Origin of the sequence: Sphingomonas vulcanisoli (genome assembly GCF_011761305.1) — a bacterium.
GTDB classification, from domain to species: domain Bacteria; phylum Pseudomonadota; class Alphaproteobacteria; order Sphingomonadales; family Sphingomonadaceae; genus Sphingomonas_I; species Sphingomonas_I vulcanisoli.
On the sequence record NZ_JAAOZC010000001.1, the window covers coordinates 25,754 to 44,510 of the forward strand.

Annotated in this window: 17 protein-coding genes and 1 tRNA gene; 6 read left to right on the forward strand and 12 right to left on the reverse strand. The window is 65.6% G+C overall.

The features are described 5' to 3' along the window. Positions 1-101 precede the first annotated feature (101 nt). The 4 genes from FHS31_RS00145 (at position 102) to folE (ending at position 2,725) form a co-directional block, all read left to right on the forward strand. Positions 102-1,610: a YifB family Mg chelatase-like AAA ATPase gene (locus FHS31_RS00145; RefSeq protein ID WP_167070916.1), complete on the forward strand. Its 1,509-nt coding sequence runs from the start codon at positions 102-104 to the stop codon at positions 1,608-1,610. Beyond that, on the forward strand, positions 1,607-1,987 hold the full coding sequence (locus FHS31_RS00150) for a gamma-glutamylcyclotransferase family protein (protein ID WP_167070917.1): 381 nt from the start codon (positions 1,607-1,609) through the stop codon (positions 1,985-1,987). The genes FHS31_RS00145 and FHS31_RS00150 overlap by 4 nt, the downstream gene beginning before the upstream one ends. A gap of 14 nt (positions 1,988-2,001) precedes the next feature. Beyond that, positions 2,002-2,086, forward strand: a tRNA-Leu gene (locus tag FHS31_RS00155). Positions 2,087-2,122: 36 nt separating this feature from the next. Continuing rightward, positions 2,123-2,725, forward strand: coding sequence for a GTP cyclohydrolase I FolE (gene folE, locus FHS31_RS00160; protein ID WP_167070918.1), 603 nt, complete (start codon positions 2,123-2,125; stop codon positions 2,723-2,725). Between the two features lie 89 nt (positions 2,726-2,814). Here folE and ligD read toward each other — a convergent pair whose 3' ends face one another. The 12 genes from ligD to FHS31_RS00220 form a co-directional block, all read right to left on the reverse strand. Beyond that, complete coding sequence (gene ligD / locus FHS31_RS00165) at positions 2,815-5,499, reverse strand: DNA ligase D (RefSeq protein WP_167070919.1); 2,685 nt, start codon at positions 5,497-5,499, stop codon at positions 2,815-2,817. 163 nt (positions 5,500-5,662) lie between these two features. Beyond that, positions 5,663-6,556 (reverse strand): non-homologous end joining protein Ku, encoded by an 894-nt coding sequence (gene ku, locus FHS31_RS00170; RefSeq protein ID WP_167070920.1) that lies wholly within the window; start codon positions 6,554-6,556, stop codon positions 5,663-5,665. Between the two features lie 62 nt (positions 6,557-6,618). Beyond that, entirely contained in the window at positions 6,619-7,536 is a 918-nt protein-coding gene (locus tag FHS31_RS00175; protein ID WP_167070921.1) for an aspartyl protease family protein, read from the reverse strand. A gap of 95 nt (positions 7,537-7,631) precedes the next feature. Continuing rightward, positions 7,632-8,516, reverse strand: coding sequence for an aspartyl protease family protein (locus FHS31_RS00180; protein WP_167070922.1), 885 nt, complete (start codon positions 8,514-8,516; stop codon positions 7,632-7,634). A gap of 228 nt (positions 8,517-8,744) precedes the next feature. Beyond that, positions 8,745-9,278, reverse strand: a complete 534-nt coding sequence (locus FHS31_RS00185; RefSeq protein WP_167070923.1) for a hypothetical protein — start codon at positions 9,276-9,278, stop codon at positions 8,745-8,747. 28 nt (positions 9,279-9,306) lie between these two features. Then, entirely contained in the window at positions 9,307-10,200 is an 894-nt protein-coding gene (era, locus tag FHS31_RS00190; protein WP_167070924.1) for a GTPase Era, read from the reverse strand. Further along, positions 10,197-10,871, reverse strand: coding sequence for a ribonuclease III (gene rnc, locus FHS31_RS00195; protein WP_167070925.1), 675 nt, complete (start codon positions 10,869-10,871; stop codon positions 10,197-10,199). Before rnc ends, era begins: the two co-directional genes overlap by 4 nt. A gap of 148 nt (positions 10,872-11,019) precedes the next feature. Further along, a complete protein-coding gene (locus FHS31_RS00200; RefSeq protein ID WP_167070926.1) occupies positions 11,020-11,235 on the reverse strand; it encodes a hypothetical protein in 216 nt (71 codons plus the stop codon). A 152-nt stretch (positions 11,236-11,387) separates the two neighbouring features. Continuing rightward, positions 11,388-14,090 (reverse strand): methionine synthase, encoded by a 2,703-nt coding sequence (gene metH, locus FHS31_RS00205; RefSeq protein WP_167070927.1) that lies wholly within the window; start codon positions 14,088-14,090, stop codon positions 11,388-11,390. Positions 14,091-14,247: 157 nt separating this feature from the next. Further along, the gene (locus tag FHS31_RS00210; RefSeq protein ID WP_243843183.1) at positions 14,248-15,315 is read right to left on the reverse strand and encodes a homocysteine S-methyltransferase family protein; all 1,068 of its coding nucleotides are present in this window, start codon (positions 15,313-15,315) and stop codon (positions 14,248-14,250) included. 102 nt (positions 15,316-15,417) lie between these two features. After that, positions 15,418-16,365: a methylenetetrahydrofolate reductase [NAD(P)H] gene (metF, locus tag FHS31_RS00215; RefSeq protein WP_167070928.1), complete on the reverse strand. Its 948-nt coding sequence runs from the start codon at positions 16,363-16,365 to the stop codon at positions 15,418-15,420. Continuing rightward, on the reverse strand, positions 16,365-17,324 hold the full coding sequence (locus tag FHS31_RS00220; protein ID WP_167070929.1) for an ArsR/SmtB family transcription factor: 960 nt from the start codon (positions 17,322-17,324) through the stop codon (positions 16,365-16,367). The genes metF and FHS31_RS00220 overlap by 1 nt, the downstream gene beginning before the upstream one ends. Positions 17,325-17,433: 109 nt before the next feature. Between FHS31_RS00220 and FHS31_RS00225 the strand changes: the two genes are divergently transcribed. After that, positions 17,434-18,390 (forward strand): MlaA family lipoprotein, encoded by a 957-nt coding sequence (locus FHS31_RS00225; protein ID WP_167070930.1) that lies wholly within the window; start codon positions 17,434-17,436, stop codon positions 18,388-18,390. Continuing rightward, a complete protein-coding gene (locus tag FHS31_RS00230; RefSeq protein WP_167070931.1) occupies positions 18,387-18,677 on the forward strand; it encodes a hypothetical protein in 291 nt (96 codons plus the stop codon). The genes FHS31_RS00225 and FHS31_RS00230 overlap by 4 nt, the downstream gene beginning before the upstream one ends. Positions 18,678-18,757: the final 80 nt, after the last annotated feature.

The following is an 18,757-nucleotide window of genomic DNA, read 5'->3' on the forward strand; positions in this document are numbered from 1 at the left end:
TCCTGAAACGAGTTCAGGGGTGACGGTGGCAACAATCGTTTCCGATGTGTTCCATTCGCCCAAAATGGCGGTAATAGGGATTCGCAGGGGCAGGGGAACGCATGGTCGCACTGGTATCGACGGTGGCCTTTCTGGGGCTGGAGGCGCGCGCGGTCGAGGTGCAGGTGCAGGTGGCGCCGGGCGTGCCGACCTTCGTCGTCGTCGGGCTGGCGGACAAAGCGGTGGGCGAAAGCCGCGAGCGGGTGCGCGGTGCGATGCAGGCGATCGGGCTCGCGCTGCCGCCCAAGCGGATCACCGTGAACCTCTCCCCCGCCGACCTGCCCAAGGAAGGATCGCACTATGATCTGCCGATCGCGCTGGCGCTGCTCGGCGCGATGGGCGTGATCGATGCCGAGACGCTCGCGGGCTATGTCGTGGTCGGCGAACTCGGTCTCGATGGCCGTATCGCGCCCGCGCCGGGTGTGTTGCTGGCGGCGCTGCATGCCTCCGAGCGCGGGTTGGGGCTGGTCTGCCCGGCGGCGCAGGGGGCCGAGGCGGCGTGGGCGGGCACGATCGAGGTGGTTGCGGCGCCGGATCTGATGAGCCTGCTCGATCATTTCCGTGGCCTGCGCGCGTTGCCGCTGCCGGAACCGGGCGAGGCGGAACGCGGTAGCCTTGGGCCCGATCTCGCGCAGGTGAAGGGCCAGGAGACCGCCAAGCGCGCGCTGGAGATCGCCGCGGCGGGCGGGCACAATCTCGTCTTCGTCGGGCCGCCGGGCGCGGGCAAATCCTTGATGGCCGCCTGCCTGCCGGGCATCTTGCCGCCCTTGACCCCCGCGGAGGCGCTGGAGGTGTCGATGGTCTCCTCGGTCGCGGGCACGCTGGAGGGCGGCCGGCTTTCCGCTACCCGCCCATTCCGCGCGCCGCACCATAGCGCCTCGATGGCGGCGCTGGTCGGCGGTGGCCTCAAGGTGAAGCCGGGCGAGGTCAGTCTCGCGCATCTCGGCGTGCTGTTTCTGGACGAGCTCCCCGAATTCCAGCGCGCCGTGCTCGATTCGCTGCGCCAGCCGCTGGAGACCGGCAAGGTCTCGGTGGCGCGCGCCAACAGCCACGTCACGTTTCCCGCGCGTGTCCAGCTGATTGCGGCGATGAACCCGTGCCGCTGTGGACACCTCGCCGATCCCGCGCAGGCGTGCAGCCGCGCGCCGCGCTGTGCCGCCGATTATCAGGCCAAGGTCTCCGGCCCCTTGCTCGATCGCATCGATCTTCACGTCGAGGTCGCGGCGGTTAGCGCCGCCGATCTCGTGCTGCCGCCTGCCGCCGAGGGATCGGTTGAGGTGCGCGCCCGCGTCGCCGCCGCCCGCGCGATCCAGACCGATCGCTACGAGGACGAAGGCGTCAGGACGAATGCCGAGGCGGATGTTGAGTTGCTCGATCGTGTCGCCATGCCGGATGAGCCCGGCCGCCAGTTGCTCGCCAAGGCGGCGCAGGCGATGAGCCTCTCGGCACGCGGCTACCATCGCGTGCTCCGCGTCGCGCGCACGATCGCCGATCTCGCCGGCAGCGATGGCGTGAACCGCATCCACGTCGCCGAGGCGCTGAGCTACCGCCGCCAGGCGCCGCGGGCATGACGAGGCCGCACCGCCTCTTCTCGTACGGCACGCTGCGCGATCCGACGGTGCAGCAGGGGCTGTTCGGGCGACAGGTCGATGAAGCGCCCGATGCGTTGGTCGGCTGGAAGCTGGGAACGGTCCTGATCGAGGACGATGGCGTCGTCGGCCTCTCGGGCCTCGCCGAGCATTGGATTCTGCGCCATTCAGGCGATCCCGCCGATCGCGTCGCGGGCGTGGTGCTGGCGATCAGCGATGCCGAACTCGCCATTGCCGACCGCTATGAGACCAACGCCTACGTCCGCGTCGCCGCGCAGCTCGCCTCGGGCGGCACCGCGTTCGTCTATGTCGACGCCGCCGATCCGGCATCGGTTGCAGCGGGCGATCGGCTCGGCTAGCAGGCTGATCGCGTGCCCCTGTGGTGGAACTGGTAGACGCGCCGGACTCAAAATCCGGTTCCGAAAGGAGTGTCGGTTCGATTCCGACCGGGGGCACCACTCTTGCAGAGATTGCCACCCAGGCGGAGAAACGATGTGAGCGGGACGACCGAGCCGGACGACGAGGCCGGCAAGTTGCCCGTGCCGCAGGACGTCGCCGATGCAATCCGGACCCTGATCCGCTGGGCGGGCGACGATCCCGCGCGGGAGGGCCTGCTCGATACGCCCAAGCGCGTCGCGCGCGCCTGGGCCGAATATTGCCAGGGTTATCGTGACGATCCCGCGCATCATCTCACCCGCACCTTCGAAGAGGTTGGCGGTTATGATGAGATCGTGCTGCTCAAGGACATTCCCTTCCAGTCGCACTGCGAGCATCACATGGCGCCGATCGTGGGCAAGGCGGCGATCGCCTATCTGCCGTATCAGCGCGTAGTCGGCATCTCGAAGCTCGCCCGCGTGCTGCATGGTTTCGCGCAACGCCTGCAGGTGCAGGAACGGCTGACTGCCGAAGTTGCCGACTGCATCTGGAATCATCTCCACCCGCAGGGCGTGGCGGTGGTGATCGAAGCGCAGCATGGCTGCATGACCGGGCGCGGTGTGCGCGTGCACGGCGTGGGGATGACGACCAGCCGGATGATGGGCGTGTTCCGCGAGGATGAACGATCGCGGCGCGAGGTGCTGAGTTTGATGGGCTATTGAGGCGCGTGCTCCGGCGAAGGCCGGAGCGCTGGATATTAAGACGCAGCGCTTGCCGCCAACGCTCCGGCCTTCGCCGGAGCACGCGAGCCCTATAGATCGGGCAGGCGCTGATCGGCCACCGCCCAGCCCTTCAGCGCCTTCGATCCGGCCCGTTTGAGCAGTTCGTCCGCATCCCGGATCGTCCAGCGCGCTGCGCTCTCAATATGCTTCAGCTCATCCCACGTGACCGGCGCCGCCACCGGCGCATTGGGCCGCGCGCGGGCGACATAGGGCAGCACCGCGGTCGCGCCGCGCTGGTTGCGCAGCCAATCGAGGAAGATGCGGCCCTTGCGCTGCACCTTTTTCATATTTGCGGTGAAGCGTTCGGGATGCGCTTCCGATATCGCCTGCGCGAAGCGGCTGGCGAAATCCTTGACCTCTGGCCAGGCGCGGCTAGCGTCGAGCGGCACGACGACATGGATGCCCTTGCCGCCCGATAGCATCGGCCAGCTCGCCAACCCCATCTCGCCGAGAACATCGCGCAATTGCTCGGCGGCGGCGCGCACCTCGTCCCAGCCCAGCCCTTCATCTGGATCGAGATCGAACACCAATCGATCGGGCTTTTCGACATCGGTGACCTTCGAGCCCCAGCCATGGAATTCAATCGCGCCCATCTGCACGCAGGTCAGCAGGCCCTTGGCATCATTGAGATAGAGGTAGGGCTCGTCGTGCCCGTTCTTCTCGCGGATCGGGACATGCCTCACCGCATCGCCGAAGCTGCCCGCGTCATGCTTCTGGAAGAAGCAATGCTTGGCGCGCCCCTGCGGACAACGGACGAGGCTGACCGGGCGATCGGCGACCCATTGCAGCACCGGATCGGCGAGGCGGAGGTAGTAATCGGCGAGCTCGCCCTTGGTGATCCCGCTCTCGGGATAAATGACCCGATCGGGGTTGGTGATGGTGACTGGCGATTCCTTTAAGCCCTCCCCCCTTGTGGGGGAGGGTTGGGAGGGGGGTGCGAGCGTAGCGAGCTTTTTCGCCCTCGCCGGCATCGAGCCGGCTCGGTCGATCCCCTCTCCCCGGTCCTCCCCCACAAGGGGGGAGGGAGATTCGAGGACAACCTCCGATTCCGGCTTGTCCTCCCGCAGGCCGATAAAGCTCGGGTGCCGGAGCACGCCCTCATCGGTAAATTCCGTAAAGGCGATCTCCGCGACCAGCTTGGGCGTGATCCAGTGCGCCCCGCGCACCGCCGCGCGTGGAGCACTCACCGTGGGGGTCTTGCGCTCAAGCGGCTTCATCTTGGCCATCAGATCATCGATCATCGCGGCGCCGAAGCCGGTGCCGGCCTTGCCCGTGTAGCGCAACGCATCGCCCTCGTGGAGACCGAGCAGAAGCGATCGGAAGCCGCGGCCCTTGTCGCTGGGGGTCCAGCCGACGATGACGAATTCCTGGCGGCGCAGGCATTTGATCTTGAGCCAGTTCTGCGTGCGCTTGCCGCGATAGGGCGCATCGGCGCGCTTGGAGACGACGCCCTCCAGCCCCTGTTCGCACAGGCTCTTGAACAGCTTTTCACCCTGCCCCTGGATGTGATCCGAATAGAGGATCGGGGAGGGCACGCCTTCGAGCAGCGCGGCAAGGCGCGCCTTGCGCTCGATATTGGGGAGCTTTTCGAGGCTCTCGCCATCCTCTTCGAGCAGATCGAACGCGAAGAAGGCGAGCGTGCCGCCGCCACCCTTGAGACTGGCCTGCAGCGCCTGAAAGCTAGGACGGCCGTCCTTGTCGAGCGCGACCACTTCGCCATCGATCAGCGCCGAGCCGGGAAGGGTGGCGACGGCGGCATCGACGATCGGCTGGAAGCGATCGGACCAATCGAGCCCGGTGCGCGTGAACGCCTTCGCCTTGCCGCCGCCTACGCCAAGCAGGATGCGATACCCGTCATATTTGACCTCGTGGATCCATTCGGAGCCGGTGGGGACATGATCGACAAGGGTGCAGAGCTGGGGTTGGCGGAAGGCGGGGAGGGTGCCTTTGGGCTTCTTTTTCAGCCGTCGGTCACCCTCACCCTTCCGCGCCTTCGGCGCTCCCTCCCTCTCCCTCGAGGAAGAGGGAAGGGGCCCGGCCATTGCAGACGGCTGGGAAGGGTGAGGGTGGACCCCCGGCTGATCCTCCGCCGATCGATTCGAATTCCATTGGCTCTTGCCGCCCTTGCCCGCGGCGATCTCCACCATCGTGCGCCCCGTCGCCACCGAGGTCAGCGCCATGTCGACCAGATCGCCGCTGCCGCCCGCATGTTCGTCCGCGATCTTCCGCAGCAGCCAATTCTCATGCGTCTCTTTGCCGCGCGGCTTGAGACGGATCATCAGCCACTCGCCCTTCATCCGCTCGCCATGCAGAAAGAAATGCAGATGGCCCTCGGCCAAAGTCTTGCGCGGGTCCTTGCCGGGCACGGGCTCCCAGGTGCCGCGATCCCACAGCATCACCGTGCCGCCACCATATTGCCCTTTGGGGATCGTCCCCTCGAACGTGGCATAGCCCATCGGATGATCTTCGGTGCGCACCGCGAGGCGCTTGTCATCGGGGTTGAGCGAAGGCCCGCGCGTCACCGCCCAGCTTTTGAGCACGCCATCCAGCTCCAGCCGGAAATCCCAGTGCAGGCGCGTGGCATCATGCTTCTGGACCATGAAGATGTTGCCGGTATCGGCGACGACTACGCCGGATGGCTCGGCGGTCTGCGCAAAATCGCGCTTGGCATTATAGGCGGCGAGGGGATCGGGTTTCGGGGTGGCGCGCACCATCACCCCTCTCCCCTTGTGGAAGAGGGAGGGGCCCAAGCCTTCAGGCTTGGGAGGGAGAGGGGGGCGAGCGCCGCGAGCTTATTCGCCCTTACGGGCATCGAGCCCGATCGTGCGATCCCCTCTCCCTGGCCCTCCCCCACAAGGGGGGAGGGAAAGAATTTGCTCATCCTGCGGCCCGCTTTTTCGCCGGCGCTTTCCGGGCTGGCGTAGCCTTCTTCGCCGCCGGCTTCTTCGGCGGCGCCTTGCCGCCATCGTCTTTGGCCGGCGCACCACCCTTCTCCAGGCTCCGCTTCAGCGCCGCCATCAGATCGACGACGTTGGACCCGCGCGATTGCGCCGGCGCATTCTCCTCCTCGACATTGAGCGTCTTGCCCTTGCGCTTGCGCTCGATCAGTTCCTTGAGCGCATCGACGTAGCGATCGTGGAACTCGCTCGCATCGAAGGGATCGGTCTTCTTGTCGATCAGGGTGGTGGCGAGATCGAGCAGATCCTCATCGGGCTTGGCATCGGGAATATCGCGGAAGAAGTTGGCGGCCTTGTTGACCTCATCCTGATAGCGCAGCGTCTCCAGCACCATGCCGCGCCCGCACGGCTTGAGGCTGACGACATACTCCCGCCCGCGCAAAGCCAGCTGGCCCAGCCCCACCTTCTTCGATCGCCTGAGCGCCTCGCGCAGCACCACGAACGCCTCCTCGGCCAGATCGTCGGCGGGCACGACGTAATAAGGCTTGTCATAATAAATGGCGTCGATCTCGCCGATATCGACGAACTGGGTGAGATCGAGCGTCTTCTTGCTCTCCAGCTTGACGCTCTCGATCTCCTCGTCGCTCACCAAGACATATTTGCCCTTCTCATATTCATAGCCCTTGACGATCTCCTCGGGATCGACCGGGCCGACGCCGGGCGCCGTCTTCTCATATTTGATGCGCTTGCCCGACGGCTCGTGGATCTGATTGAAGGCAACGGTCGCGCCACTCCGGGTCGCCGAATAGATTTCCACCGGGATCGAGACGAGAGCCAGCCGGATCTGCCCTTGCCAATATGCGCGCGCCGCCATCGCCTGCCACCTGATTGTCTCGAGGGCGATTCAACCGGTTCAGGGGGCGGGGGTTCCTTGGATCAGGAAGTTTGCGCAAGCACCCCTTCGCCGACGCGGAACCGCACCTGCCGCCGCCTGAAATCCACCGCCACGCGCTCGAACCCGCGCAGCACGTCCATGCCGATCAGGATCGCGGGTTTATCGCCGATGCCGAACTTCCGGAAGGTGGCGACATCGCAATAAGCGATCGGCATATCGGCGATCTGCAATGAGCCCAGTCGGATCGTCGGCACGCTACCGGATTCGGCGGGCAAGGAAGCGCCGGTCGCGCCGATGATCCGCGCGCCCTTGTCGTCCAGCGGCCCCGATCGTCCCATCAGTTTGCGCAGCGCGAGGTTGCCGATCGTGCTCTCCGCGCCCGTATCGATAATCGCATAGACCTTGACGCCCTTCACCCTCGCGTCGGTGAGGATCAACTGGCCGAAGCGGCTCTTGCCCACCACGGTGATGACGTCCGAATTGCCGACCATCGCCTCCGTGGCGGATCGCGCAATCGTCACCTCGTTGCGTTTGAAATCGAACAATACGCTTTCGTTGGCCAGGGCATCGAGCCCGATCATTCCCGAGGCGCCGAGCGATCCCTGCGGCAGCACCGGCGCGGTGATCGCGTGATGTTCCCGCCGCCCGATCCGCAACGTCTCCAGCGCGGCGGTGGTCACCGGCTCCGGACCCTGTATCCCGTAGACGGTCACGGGGCTGCCGGCCGCGAGGCTCAGCTCCTGCGCGAGCCGATCGGAGACGACGCTGCGGTCCGCGCCGGTATCGATCATGAAGCGATAGGGGCCATGGCCGTTGACCTGCGCGGGCAGCGTCATGCGCGCGGCGAAATCGCTGGCGGCGGCGAGCGTCTCAGTGGGCGGCACGTCGGCGGGCTGGGTGATCGGTAGGCCCACGCTCGATGCGCCGGCGGCCAGGATCGCCAGAAGCAGAATATGCATGAACCTCTCCCACGGCCTCGTCTGCGGAGACTTTCGCCCGAGGATGATGCGCCCGATTGGATAGGACCGCAATCAGACCTTTGCGAAGCGCTCCTTCAGGTCAGCCAGAAGGGTAAATCCTCGATCACCAGGCGGATCTGCTTGTGTCGATAGTCAATCGTCACCGTCTGGAAGAGTCGCAGCACATCCATGCCGATTAGCAGCGCGGGCACATTCTCCATCCCGAATGTCCGAAAGGTATCGAGGTCGGTGTACGAAACGGGGATCTCGGGCATCGTCAGCCTGCCGAGCTGGAGGCGCTGCAGTGTCTTCTCCTCAGTGGGCAACGCGTTCCCCGTGATATCGATCAGATGCTTGTTGCTGACCTTGAGCGGCGAACTACCCTCGGCCAGCGCGCGCAGCGCCATGTTGCCGATCGTCGCTTCCGCCCCGGTATCGATGATCACTAAGATCTTGCGACCATGATACCGCGCATCAGGGATGACGATCTGGTTGAGCTTCTGCTTGCCGTTCAGCACGACTGTGCCCGGTCCATCGAGCGGGATCTTGCCGCCCGCCGCTTCGCCCAGCGCCATCTCATGCCGCTTGAAATCGATCGTAACAAGCTGATCGCCGAGCGCGTCGGCGCCGAGCACGCCGGGCGCATTGATCGAGGTCTGGGGCATCACCGGCATAGCGAGCGTGCGCAGCTTTTTGTCGCCCAGTTCCAACGTGGTCGTCGCCAGATAGGGAACGTCGGATCGGCCGAGAATGCCGTGCATCATTAACTGGCCGCCAGATGCCAGCGCCAAGTCCGTCGCAAGTTTGTCTGAAATAACGCTGCGATCTGCACCGGTATCGATCAGGAACGGGTAGGGTCCCTTGCCATCGACCATGATCTGCACGGTCATGCCATTAGCGTGATCGACGATCTTGGTTGGATCCACGAGCCCCGAGGCGGTGGCCATCAGCAGGCCTAGCGAAGCGAGCAAAGCGTTCACGGCATCCCTCTCCTATAGGCGTCAGGCTGCGCCCCTTCGCGTTCGCATTCAAGCGCATGTTACGCAATCGATGCGTGCGCGAAACATCGGCCAAACTTGCAGGGGCAAACTGCCGTGGCGAGGGAAGTGGCTTGCTGCGATCAGGCGGTTAGTCGGAGCCTCACCAGCCAGTCACGGCGGTGACGAGCTTGCCGGAAAGCCCCGTTAACTTGCCCGCGCTGACGCCGATCACACGCACACGCTGTGGCGTGACAACTGCCAGTTCCGTTGACCACGCGCCGATCGGAGGAATTGCGCTCGGGTCGATGAGCTTGGCTCGTCATCAAGGCAGGGATCGGCAATCAGTGCGTCGATCGCCGCGGCTTTTTCAGGAGAAAAATTGGAAATTTCGTTGGGGTAGGCCGACGGCCCCGAGTCAAATTCTGACTGGAACTGCCCTGCTTTGTTGAGCCGCCACCATCCTGCGGGATCGCGGGTTGCCACATAGCTCAGCAGCTGTGTTTCGTGATGTGCGCGACCGAAAAAAACCAAAACCACCGCGTCCGCTTTGGGCAGCGGCGAATTGGAAAAGACTCGCAGCTTTTCATGCGAGACGAGAGCTTGGGCGAGGCGTTTGGCTTGCTCTGCGGAGTCAGCTGCTGGAAAAGCAGCAGGTAGCGGGCATTGGAGCGAGGCCGCGACCTTTGCCCTTGTGGCACGATCGGTCGCGCATCCGGCAAGGGCGATCGGCACCGATAATCCGATAAGAACTGTGCGTATCATCTGATTAGCAATTCCTGCGATGCCGGAGTCAATCCACCCACTCCAGCCCAATATCGCGATACAGCCCGCGATCCTCTTCCCACCTCGGATCAACTTTGACGTGAAGGAAGAGGTGGACCTTCTTGCCGAGCAGATCGCCGATCTCGGCCCGCGCTTTCGATCCGATCTCCTTCAGCCGCGCGCCACGCGCGCCGACGATGATCGCCTTTTGTGTTTCGCGCGCGACACGGATCTGCTGGTAGATCGCGACCGAGCCGTCCTTGCGCTCTTCATATTTCTCCGTCTCGATCGCGCTGGCATAGGGCAGTTCGTTGTGGAGCTGGTGGTAGAGCTGCTCGCGCGTCACCTCGGCGGCGATCATGCGATCGGTGGCGTCGGAGACCTGATCCTCGGGGAAGTGCCAAGGCCCCTCGGGCATCCGCTTGGCCAGTGTCGTCTTGAGGCCCGCGACGCCATCGCCGGAAAGCGCCGAGATCATGAAAATCTCTTCGGGATCGAGCGCGGCCTGAAGTTCGGCGGCGATCGTCAGCAGGCCACCCTTGTCGGCTGTATCGACTTTGTTGAGGATGATGATCTTGGGCTCGGGCCGCCGCGCGACCTGATCGATCAGCGTGCGCGTCTTGCTGTTGAGCTTCTTGCTCGCGTCCACCACCAGCGCGATCAGGTCCGCGCCCTCGGTGCCACCCCAGGCGGCGGCGACCATCGCGCGATCGAGGCGGCGTTCGGGCTCGAAGATGCCGGGCGTATCGACCAGCAGCAGTTGCGCCTCGCCCTCGATCGCAATGCCCATCAGCCGGGCGCGCGTGGTCTGCGCCTTGGGGCTGACGATCGCCACCTTCTGGCCGACGAGCGCATTGACCAAGGTCGATTTGCCTGCGTTGGGCGCGCCGAGGACGGCGACGAGGCCACAATGCTGGGTCATGCGAGTTGCCTTAAAAGTGTTGCAGCGGCTTCGGTTTCGGCTTCCTGTTTCGAGGCCCCCTCGGCGCTGGCCGATCCGCCGCCGCGCCCGGCGACCTCCACCGTCACCGTGAAGCGCGGCGCATGGTGCGGGCCGGAGCGATCGGCGAGCGCGTAGACCGGCGGCTTGCAGCGGTGCGCGGCGGCCCATTCCTGCAGCGCCGATTTGGGATGGCGGGGCACGGCGGCGACGGTGCGCAGCCGATCCTTCCACGCGCGCTCGACGAAGGCCTGAGCGGCGGCGAGGCCGCCCTCGAGATAAAGTGCTCCGATCAGCGCCTCGACCCCATCACCGATCACGTTGCTGCTGGCGTGGGCGCCATCATCGCGCGCCTGCTTGCCCAGCCGCATCATCTCCGGCACGCCGATCTCGGTGCCGACCTCGGCACAGGTTTCGCGGCTGACGAGCGCGTTGAAGCGCATCGAGAGCTGGCCCTCCGGCGCATCGGCGAAATGGCGGTAAAGCCAGGTCGAGACGATCAGGCCGAGCACGCGATCGCCGAGGAATTCGAGGCGCTCGTAATTGTCCGCGCCGTGGCTGCTGTGGGTCAGCGCGCGGCGGAAAAGGGCGGGGTCTTTGGGGGTATGGCCCAGAGCCGTCTCGGCCCAGTGCGTGATCGTGACGTCATCCATTGCCGGGGCTGTAGCGGCAAGCGCGGGCGCATTCAAAGCGAACGGACCCAACTCCGTTCGTCCTGAGCCTGTCGAAGGACCGTCCTTCTTTTGACCAGGCAAGAAAAGCGGTGCTTCGACACGCTCAGCACGAACGGAATTTTGGAGGTCATCGGCCGCCGTGACTGGGCGCGTCGCCTTTACTGGCGGGCGGGTCGCCGGCGCGGGGCATGAGATCGGCGCCGCTGCCTCCAGCTGAATCGGCATCGATATCCTCGGGCGCACCACCGCGGCCCGCGCCCGAACCGCTGCCGGTAGCTTCGCCATTGGGCTTGGCGCCCGCGGGCTCGCCGCGATTGTCGCGGCCTCCAACGTCCTGGGTCATCGCTGATCTCCTCGGGCGTTCAACCCACGGAGCGCGCCGTTGGCTCCGACTCCAACCGTCACCCCGGACTTGTTCCGGGGTCCACCACGCAACTCGCGAGGACTGCGAGAGTGGAAGAGTAGATGCCGGAACAAGTCCGGCATGACGGAAGGCTAGTCCAGGTTCGGCCGCAGCCACCGCTCCGCCGTCTCCAGGTCCACGCCGCGCCGCCCGGCATAATCCGCCACCTGATCCCTCCCGATCCGCGCGACCCCGAAATATTGGCTGTCAGGGTGCCCGAAATAGAAGCCCGAGACCGCCGCCGTCGGCAGCATCGCGAAGCTGCCCTCGGTCAGGGTCGCGCCCGTCGCCGCCTCTGCATCGAGCAGATCGAACAGGATCGGCTTGAGGCTGTGATCGGGGCAGGCGGGGTAGCCCGGGGCGGGGCGGATGCCGCGATATTGCTCCTTGATCAACGCCTCGTTGGTCAGCTGCTCGCCCGCCGCATAGCCCCAGAGATCGGTGCGGACATGGAGGTGTAGCCGCTCGGCGAACGCCTCGGCGAAGCGGTCGGCCAGGGCCTTGAGCAATATGTCCTTGTAATCGTCATGATCGGCCTTGAAGCGCGCCAGATGCGGCTCGATGCCGTGGATCGAGACGGCAAAGCCACCGAACCAATCGCCCGCCGGATCGATGAAATCGGCGAGGCACATATTGGCGCGCCCCTCGCGCTTCTTGATCTGCTGACGGAGCATGGGGAGGCGGACTTCAAGCCCCTCCCCTTCAGGGGAGGGGTTGGGGGTGGGGGACGCCGCTTGATCCTTTTCGGAGCGATCGAGATTGGCGGACTCCCCCACCCCAACCCCTCCCCTGGAGGGGAGGGGCTTTATGAGGATGTCATCCCCATCGCGGCTGGCCGGCCACAACCCGCATACACCCCGCGCGGTCAGCCACTGCTCCTCCAGGATCGTCTTGAGCATCGCCTGCGCATCGTCCCAGAGACTCCGCGCGCTCTCGCCGACGATCGGGTCTTCGAGGATCGCGGGATAATTGCCGGCCAGCTCCCAGGCGCGGAAGAAGGGTGTCCAGTCGATGAGATCGACCAGATCCTCGAGCGGCCAGCTTTCGAAGACATGGTGGCCGGGCTTCAGCGGGGCCGGCGGTTTCTGCGCGGGATCATATGTGAAGCTGTTGGCGCGCGCTTCCGCGATCGTCGCCAGCTCGTTCTGCCCCTTGCCCTCGCGCGCGGCGCGGACGGCGGCATAATCGTTGGCCACCTGCAGCACGAAGGGATCGCGCTGCGTATCGCTCATCAAAGTCGACGCGACGCCCACTGCGCGGCTGGCGTCCAGCACATGCACCACCGGGCCTTCGTAGGCGGGCGCGATGCGCAGCGCGGTGTGGACCTTGCTCGTTGTCGCCCCGCCGATCAGCAGCGGCATCGTCATCTTGGCGCGCGCCATCTCGGTCGCCACCGTCACCATCTCGTCGAGGCTGGGGGTGATCAGGCCCGAGAGGCCGATGATATCGACGTCATTCTCATTGGCGGCCTTGAGGATTTCGGTCCACGGCACCATCACGCCGAGATCGATGATGTCATAGCCGTTGCAGGCCAGCACGACGCCGACGATATTCTTGCCGATATCATGCACATCGCCCTTCACGGTCGCCATGATGATCCGCCCCTTGGGCCGCGCGCCGACTTCCTTGGCCGCCTCGATATAGGGCAGCAGGTGCGCCACCGCCTTCTTCATCACGCGCGCCGATTTTACGACCTGCGGCAGGAACATCTTGCCCGATCCGAAAAGATCGCCGACCACATTCATGCCATCCATCAGCGGCCCTTCGATCACCTCGATCGGGCGCGGGAAGAGCTGGCGGGCTTCCTCGGTATCCTCGACGATGTGCGCATCCATGCCTTTGACCAGCGCATGCTCGATCCGCTTGGCGACGGGCCAGCCGCGCCATTCCTCGGCGGCCTTTTCGGTGGCGGCGTCGGTGCCCCGGAAGCTCTCCGCCAGTGCGACCAGCCGCTCGCCCGCATCGGGATCGCGGTTGAGGATGACGTCCTCGCAGGCGGTGCGCAGCGCGGGATCGATCTGATCGTAGACGTCGAGCTGGCCGGCGTTGACGATGCCCATGTCCATCCCCGCCGGGATGGCGTGGTAGAGAAACACCGAGTGCATCGCGCGCCGCACGACCTCATTGCCGCGGAACGAGAAGCTGAGGTTGGAAAGCCCGCCCGAGATATGGACGTGCGGGCAGCGCGCGCGGATCTCGCGCGTCGCCTCGATGAAATCGACGCCGTAATTGTTATGCTCCTCGATCCCCGTCGCCACCGCGAAGACGTTGGGATCGAAGATGATGTCCTCGGGCGGAAAGCCGATGCCCATCAGCAGATCGTAAGCGCGGCAGCAGATTTCGACCTTGCGCTCCTTGGTATCCGCCTGGCCGACCTCATCGAACGCCATCACGACGACGGCGGCGCCATAATCCATCACCTTGCGGGCATACTTCAGGAACTCGGCCTCGCCCTCCTTCATGCTGATCGAATTGACGATCGGCTTGCCCGAGACGCACTTCAGCCCCGCCTCGATCACCGCCCATTTGCTGCTGTCGATCATCACGGGCACGCGGGCGATATCGGGCTCGGCGGCGATCAGCTTGAGGAAGGTCGGCATGGCATGCATCGCATCGAGCAGGCCTTCGTCCATGTTGACGTCGATCACCTGCGCGCCATTCTCGACCTGGTTGCGCGCGACTTCGACGGCCTTGGTATAATCGCCCGCCATGATCAGCTTCTTGAACGCCGCCGAACCGGTGACGTTGGTGCGCTCGCCGATGTTGACGAAGGTGGCGGTGGGGGTGGTGGCCAAGTCTTCTGCTTTCTGAGCCCTCTCCCGCTTTCGCGGGAGAGGGTTGGGTGAGGGTCTTCTTCTTTGGGGTGGGCGCGGGCTTCAAGAAGAAGACCCTCACCTCCCGCTCTGCGAGCGGGCCCCTCCTCTCCCGCGAAAGCGGGAGAGGGTTATTTCTTCACGCCGCCATTTCGAACGGGTCCAACCCCGCCAGCCGCATCTTGGGCGCGGGCGTCGGGATCGCGCGGGGCGCCATCCCCCGCACCGCATCGCCCATCGCGGCGATGTGCGGCGGGGTCGATCCGCAGCAGCCGCCGACGATGTTGATCAGCCCCTGATCCGCCCATTCGCGGATGAAGCCGCCGGTCGTCTCGGGCTGCTCATCATATTCGCCGAGATCATTGGGCAGGCCGGCGTTGGGATAGATCATCACCAAAGTATCGGCGAGCGCCGAGATCACCTGAACGTGCGGGCGTAGCAGGTCCGCTCCGAACGCACAGTTGAGCCCGATCGTCAGCGGCTTGGCATGGCGCACCGTGGACCAGAACGCCTCGACCGAATGGCCCGAAAGATTGCGGCCGGACATGTCGGTGATCGTCATCGAGATCATCACCGGGATTTCGGCATCGCGCTCCTGCTCGACCTCCTTCACCGCCATGATCGCCGCCTTGGCGTTGAGCGTATCGAAGATCGTCTCGATCAGGATGAAGTCGACACCGCCATCCAGCAGCCCGCGCGTCTGATCCTTGTAGACGTCCTTGAGCGTATCGAAATCGATCGCGCGATAGCCGGGATCGTTGACGTCGGGCGACAGCGACAAGGTCTTGTTGGTCGGCCCGATCGCGCCGGCGACGAAGCGCGGGCGGCCGTCCTTGGCGGCGAAATCGTCGGCCGCCTTGCGCGCGATTCCGGCGGCGGCGAGGTTCAGATCGCGGACGAGGTGGACCGCGGCATAATCCTCCTGGCTGATCGTGTTGGCGTTGAAGGTGTTGGTGGAGACGATGTCCGATCCCGCCTCCAGATACTGGCGCGTGATCGTATCGACCACATCAGGACGGGTGATCACCAGCAGATCGTTGTTGCCCTTCTGATCGAGCGCCAGATCGAGAGTGCCGCGATAGTCCGCCTCCTCCAGCTTGTAGCGCTGGATCATCGTCCCGAAGGCGCCATCGGTGAGCAGGATGCGCTTGGCGGCCTCCGCGCGGAGGCGGGCAGCGGCGGGGGAGGGTTTCAGGTCAGACATCATTCTCTCCGTTCGTCCCGAGCGAAGTCGAGGGACGAGGCACGCAAGATAAAGGTCGAACGTGCCTCGACTGCGCTCGGCACGAACGGGGTTTGTGTTTGCGGTTTAGGCCGCCGCATCCAACGCGGCCTCGGCCGCAACCGGGCGCTTCCCCAGCAGATGGCAGATCGCATAGGCCAGCTCGGCGCGGTTGAGCGTGTAGAAGTGGAAGTGGCGGACACCGCCTGCGTACAGCTTGCGGCAAAGCTCGGCGGCGATCGTCGCGGCGACCAGCTGCCGCGCGGCGGCATGATCTTCCAGCCCGACGAACAGCCGCTCCAGCCAGGCCGGCACGTTGGTGCCGCACATCGCCGACATGCGCTTGACTGCGGCGAAGGTGGAAACGGGCATGATCCCCGGCACGATCTCGGCATCGATCCCGGCCTTCGCCACCGCATCGCGATAGCGGAAAAAGGTCTCGGGCTCGTGGAAGAATTGGGTGATCGCGCGATCGGCGCCTGCATCCATCTTGGCGCGGAGGTTATCGAGATCGGCTTGCGCCGAGGGGCTATCCGGGTGGCATTCCGGATAGGCGGCGACTGAAACCTCGAACGGCGCGATCGCCTTGAGACCGCGCACCAGATCGGCGGCATTCTCATAGCCGCCGGGATGTGTTTGAAATCGCTCACCCGCGCGTGGCGGATCGCCGCGCAGCGCGACGATGTGGCGGACGCCCGCCTCCCAATAGGCGCGGGCGACCTGATCGATCTCCTCGCGCGTCGCATCGACGCAGGTGAGGTGTGCGGCGGCGGGAATCGCGGTTTCGCGGACGATCCGCGCGACGGTGGCGTGGGTGCGCTCGCGTGTCGATCCGCCCGCGCCATAGGTGACCGAGACGAAACGTGGCCCGAGCGGCGCCAGCGTCTCGACCGACTCCCACAAAGTCTCTTCCATCTTCTCGGTCTTGGGCGGGAAGAATTCGAAGCTGACGTCGATATCGCCCGCGACATCGGCGAACAAAGGCGCCGCCAGCGCGCTCTGGGCATCGGAAAGCTGGTTGAACGAAAACGCCATCACGCCACCGCCTTCAAATGTCTCGTGTCGGCTTGGCGGACGCCCAGCCAGAGCTTCACGGTCAGTTCGCCGCCGGAGAGCGTATCGGTGGCATCGAGTGCCAGCCCAGCCGCGCCGAACCATTCGCCGATCTGCGCATCGTCGAAGCCCAGGCGGACATGCGCATCGCTGGTCCGTAGCTCCTCGCGCTCGTGCGCGGCGAAATCGACGATCAGCAGCCGCCCGTCGGGGCCGAGCAGCCGCGCCGCCTCGGCGATCGCGGATGCGGGCGCCTGCGCATAATGCAGCACCTGATGGAGCAGCACGGTATCGCCCGCGCCATTCTCGATCGGCAAAGCGTACATGTCGCCCTGGCGCAGTTCGACGTGCGCGAGTCCCGCCGCGCTGATCTTGGCGCGCGCCAGGCGAAGCATCTCGGGGCTGCGATCGATGCCGACCGCGCCGTCCGCTTCGGCACCGAGCAGTTCGATCATCCGCCCGGTCCCGGTGCCGATATCGATCAGGCGGCCGATCGAATGCGCGCCCAGCATCGTGGCGATCGCGGCCTCCACCTGCTCCTCGGCGACATGGAGCGATCGGATCGCGTCCCACTCGCCGGCGCGCGCGTTGAAGAAGCTCTCGGCGGCGGCCATGCGATCGGCGCGCACCGCCTCCAGTCGGGCGGCATCGGCGATCGTCCAACGCTCCAGCGCGGCATCGTGCCACCCATCGATCGCGGCGAGCAACGGGCTGCCCTTGGCCGCGGTGCCGAGTCCCAGGAAAATCCAGCTGCCTTCCCGCCGCCGATCACACAGGTGCGCGTCGGCGAGGATCTTCACATGGCGGGAAACACGCGGCTGGCTTTGCCCCAGCACCTGAGCCAGCTCCCCCACCGAAAGCTCCATCTGGCGCAGCAGCGCGACGATCCGCAGCCGGGTCGGATCGGCAAGCGCACGGAAGATGGCAAGCGGCGCGGGCATGGAAAAGGCTGATCTCCGTCTGAAACCGGGATATAAAGATATCTTTATATGCGGTCAAGCAAAGGCGGCGGGCTTGCCGCGCTGCAACAGGCATGGCAACGGCGCAGCCATGTCTGCCGCCCCCATCAAGGCGCGTCGCGCCGCCCCCCGCCTTATCGGCCTCACCGCCTTCGTATTGCTCGCGGGGTGTGCCCACGTCCCTGGTCAGGATCGCCTTGCCGAGAAAGACCCGCTGGAGAAATTCAATCGCGGCATGTGGAACGTCAACATGGCGGCCGATCGTGTCGTCATGAAGCCCGTCACCAAGGTATATCGCGCGGTGGCGCCGAAGCCGGTGCGCAGCGGCATCACCAATTTCTTCTCGAACGTGACCGAGCCCTGGTCTTTCCTGAACAATCTGCTGCAGGGCAAGCCCGAGCGTGCGGGGCGCAATCTCCAGCGTTTCGTGGTCAACACCACCTTCGGCCTCGCCGGCCTGTTCGATCGCGCCACCAAACTCGGCGTCCAGCCCGCGCCCGAGGATCTCGGCCAGACGCTGGCGGTATGGGGCGTCAACGGCGGCCCCTATCTCGTGCTGCCGTTGCTTGGGCCTTCGACGATGCGCGATGCGGTGGGCAGCGGCGTCGCCGCCTATGGCGATCCCGTCAACATCGCGATCAACCATGCCGATGTGAATGTCTGGTACAAGCGCGGCTATCGCGCTGCGGGGATCGTCAACGCCCGATCGGAGCTGATCGAGAGCGGCGGCGACGCCTTCCTCAAATCCAGCCTCGATCCCTACGCCGCCGCGCGCTCCGCCTATCTCCAGCGCCGCCGCGCGCAGATCCTCGACAAGGAGGATGACGGCGGCGCCGATCTTCCCGGTGACGACACGCCCGGCGAGGCCGTGCCGACTCCGGCCGGTGGCGATGCCGGTTCGCTGCCGCCCAAGCCCGCCGAAGCCGCGGCGGTCGCGCATGAGGAAGGGCCTGCCGCCGCGCCCGCGACCGAGGCTCCCGTCGTGGAGAAGAGTCCCGAGCAGGGCAAAATGCCCCCGCCCGAGCCGGTCGCGACGCCCAAGGAATGAGGGCGCTCGCGCTGGCGGCGCTGCTGACGCTCGCCGTCTGCCCCCTGGCCGGCTGCCATCACCCCCAGGCCGATCAGCCAACCCCCGGCGGCGACGGCGAAGCGCAGGCCAATACCGCGGCGAAGACGATCGCCGATCTGAAGGCGGCGGACGATGCCGCGCAGGGGCCTGCGCCGGAGATTGCGCCCGCAAGGGCGCCGCGCGAGGAGAAGGTGAAGGTTGAGCCCGACACGCCCGAACCTGCGGACACCAATGATGACGACACCGTCGAAACCAACGCCAACTGATCCTCCCCTGCAAGGGAGGTGGCAGGCCGCAGGCCTGACGGAGGGGTGTAACCGCTAAGAGAGCGGGATACCCCTCCACC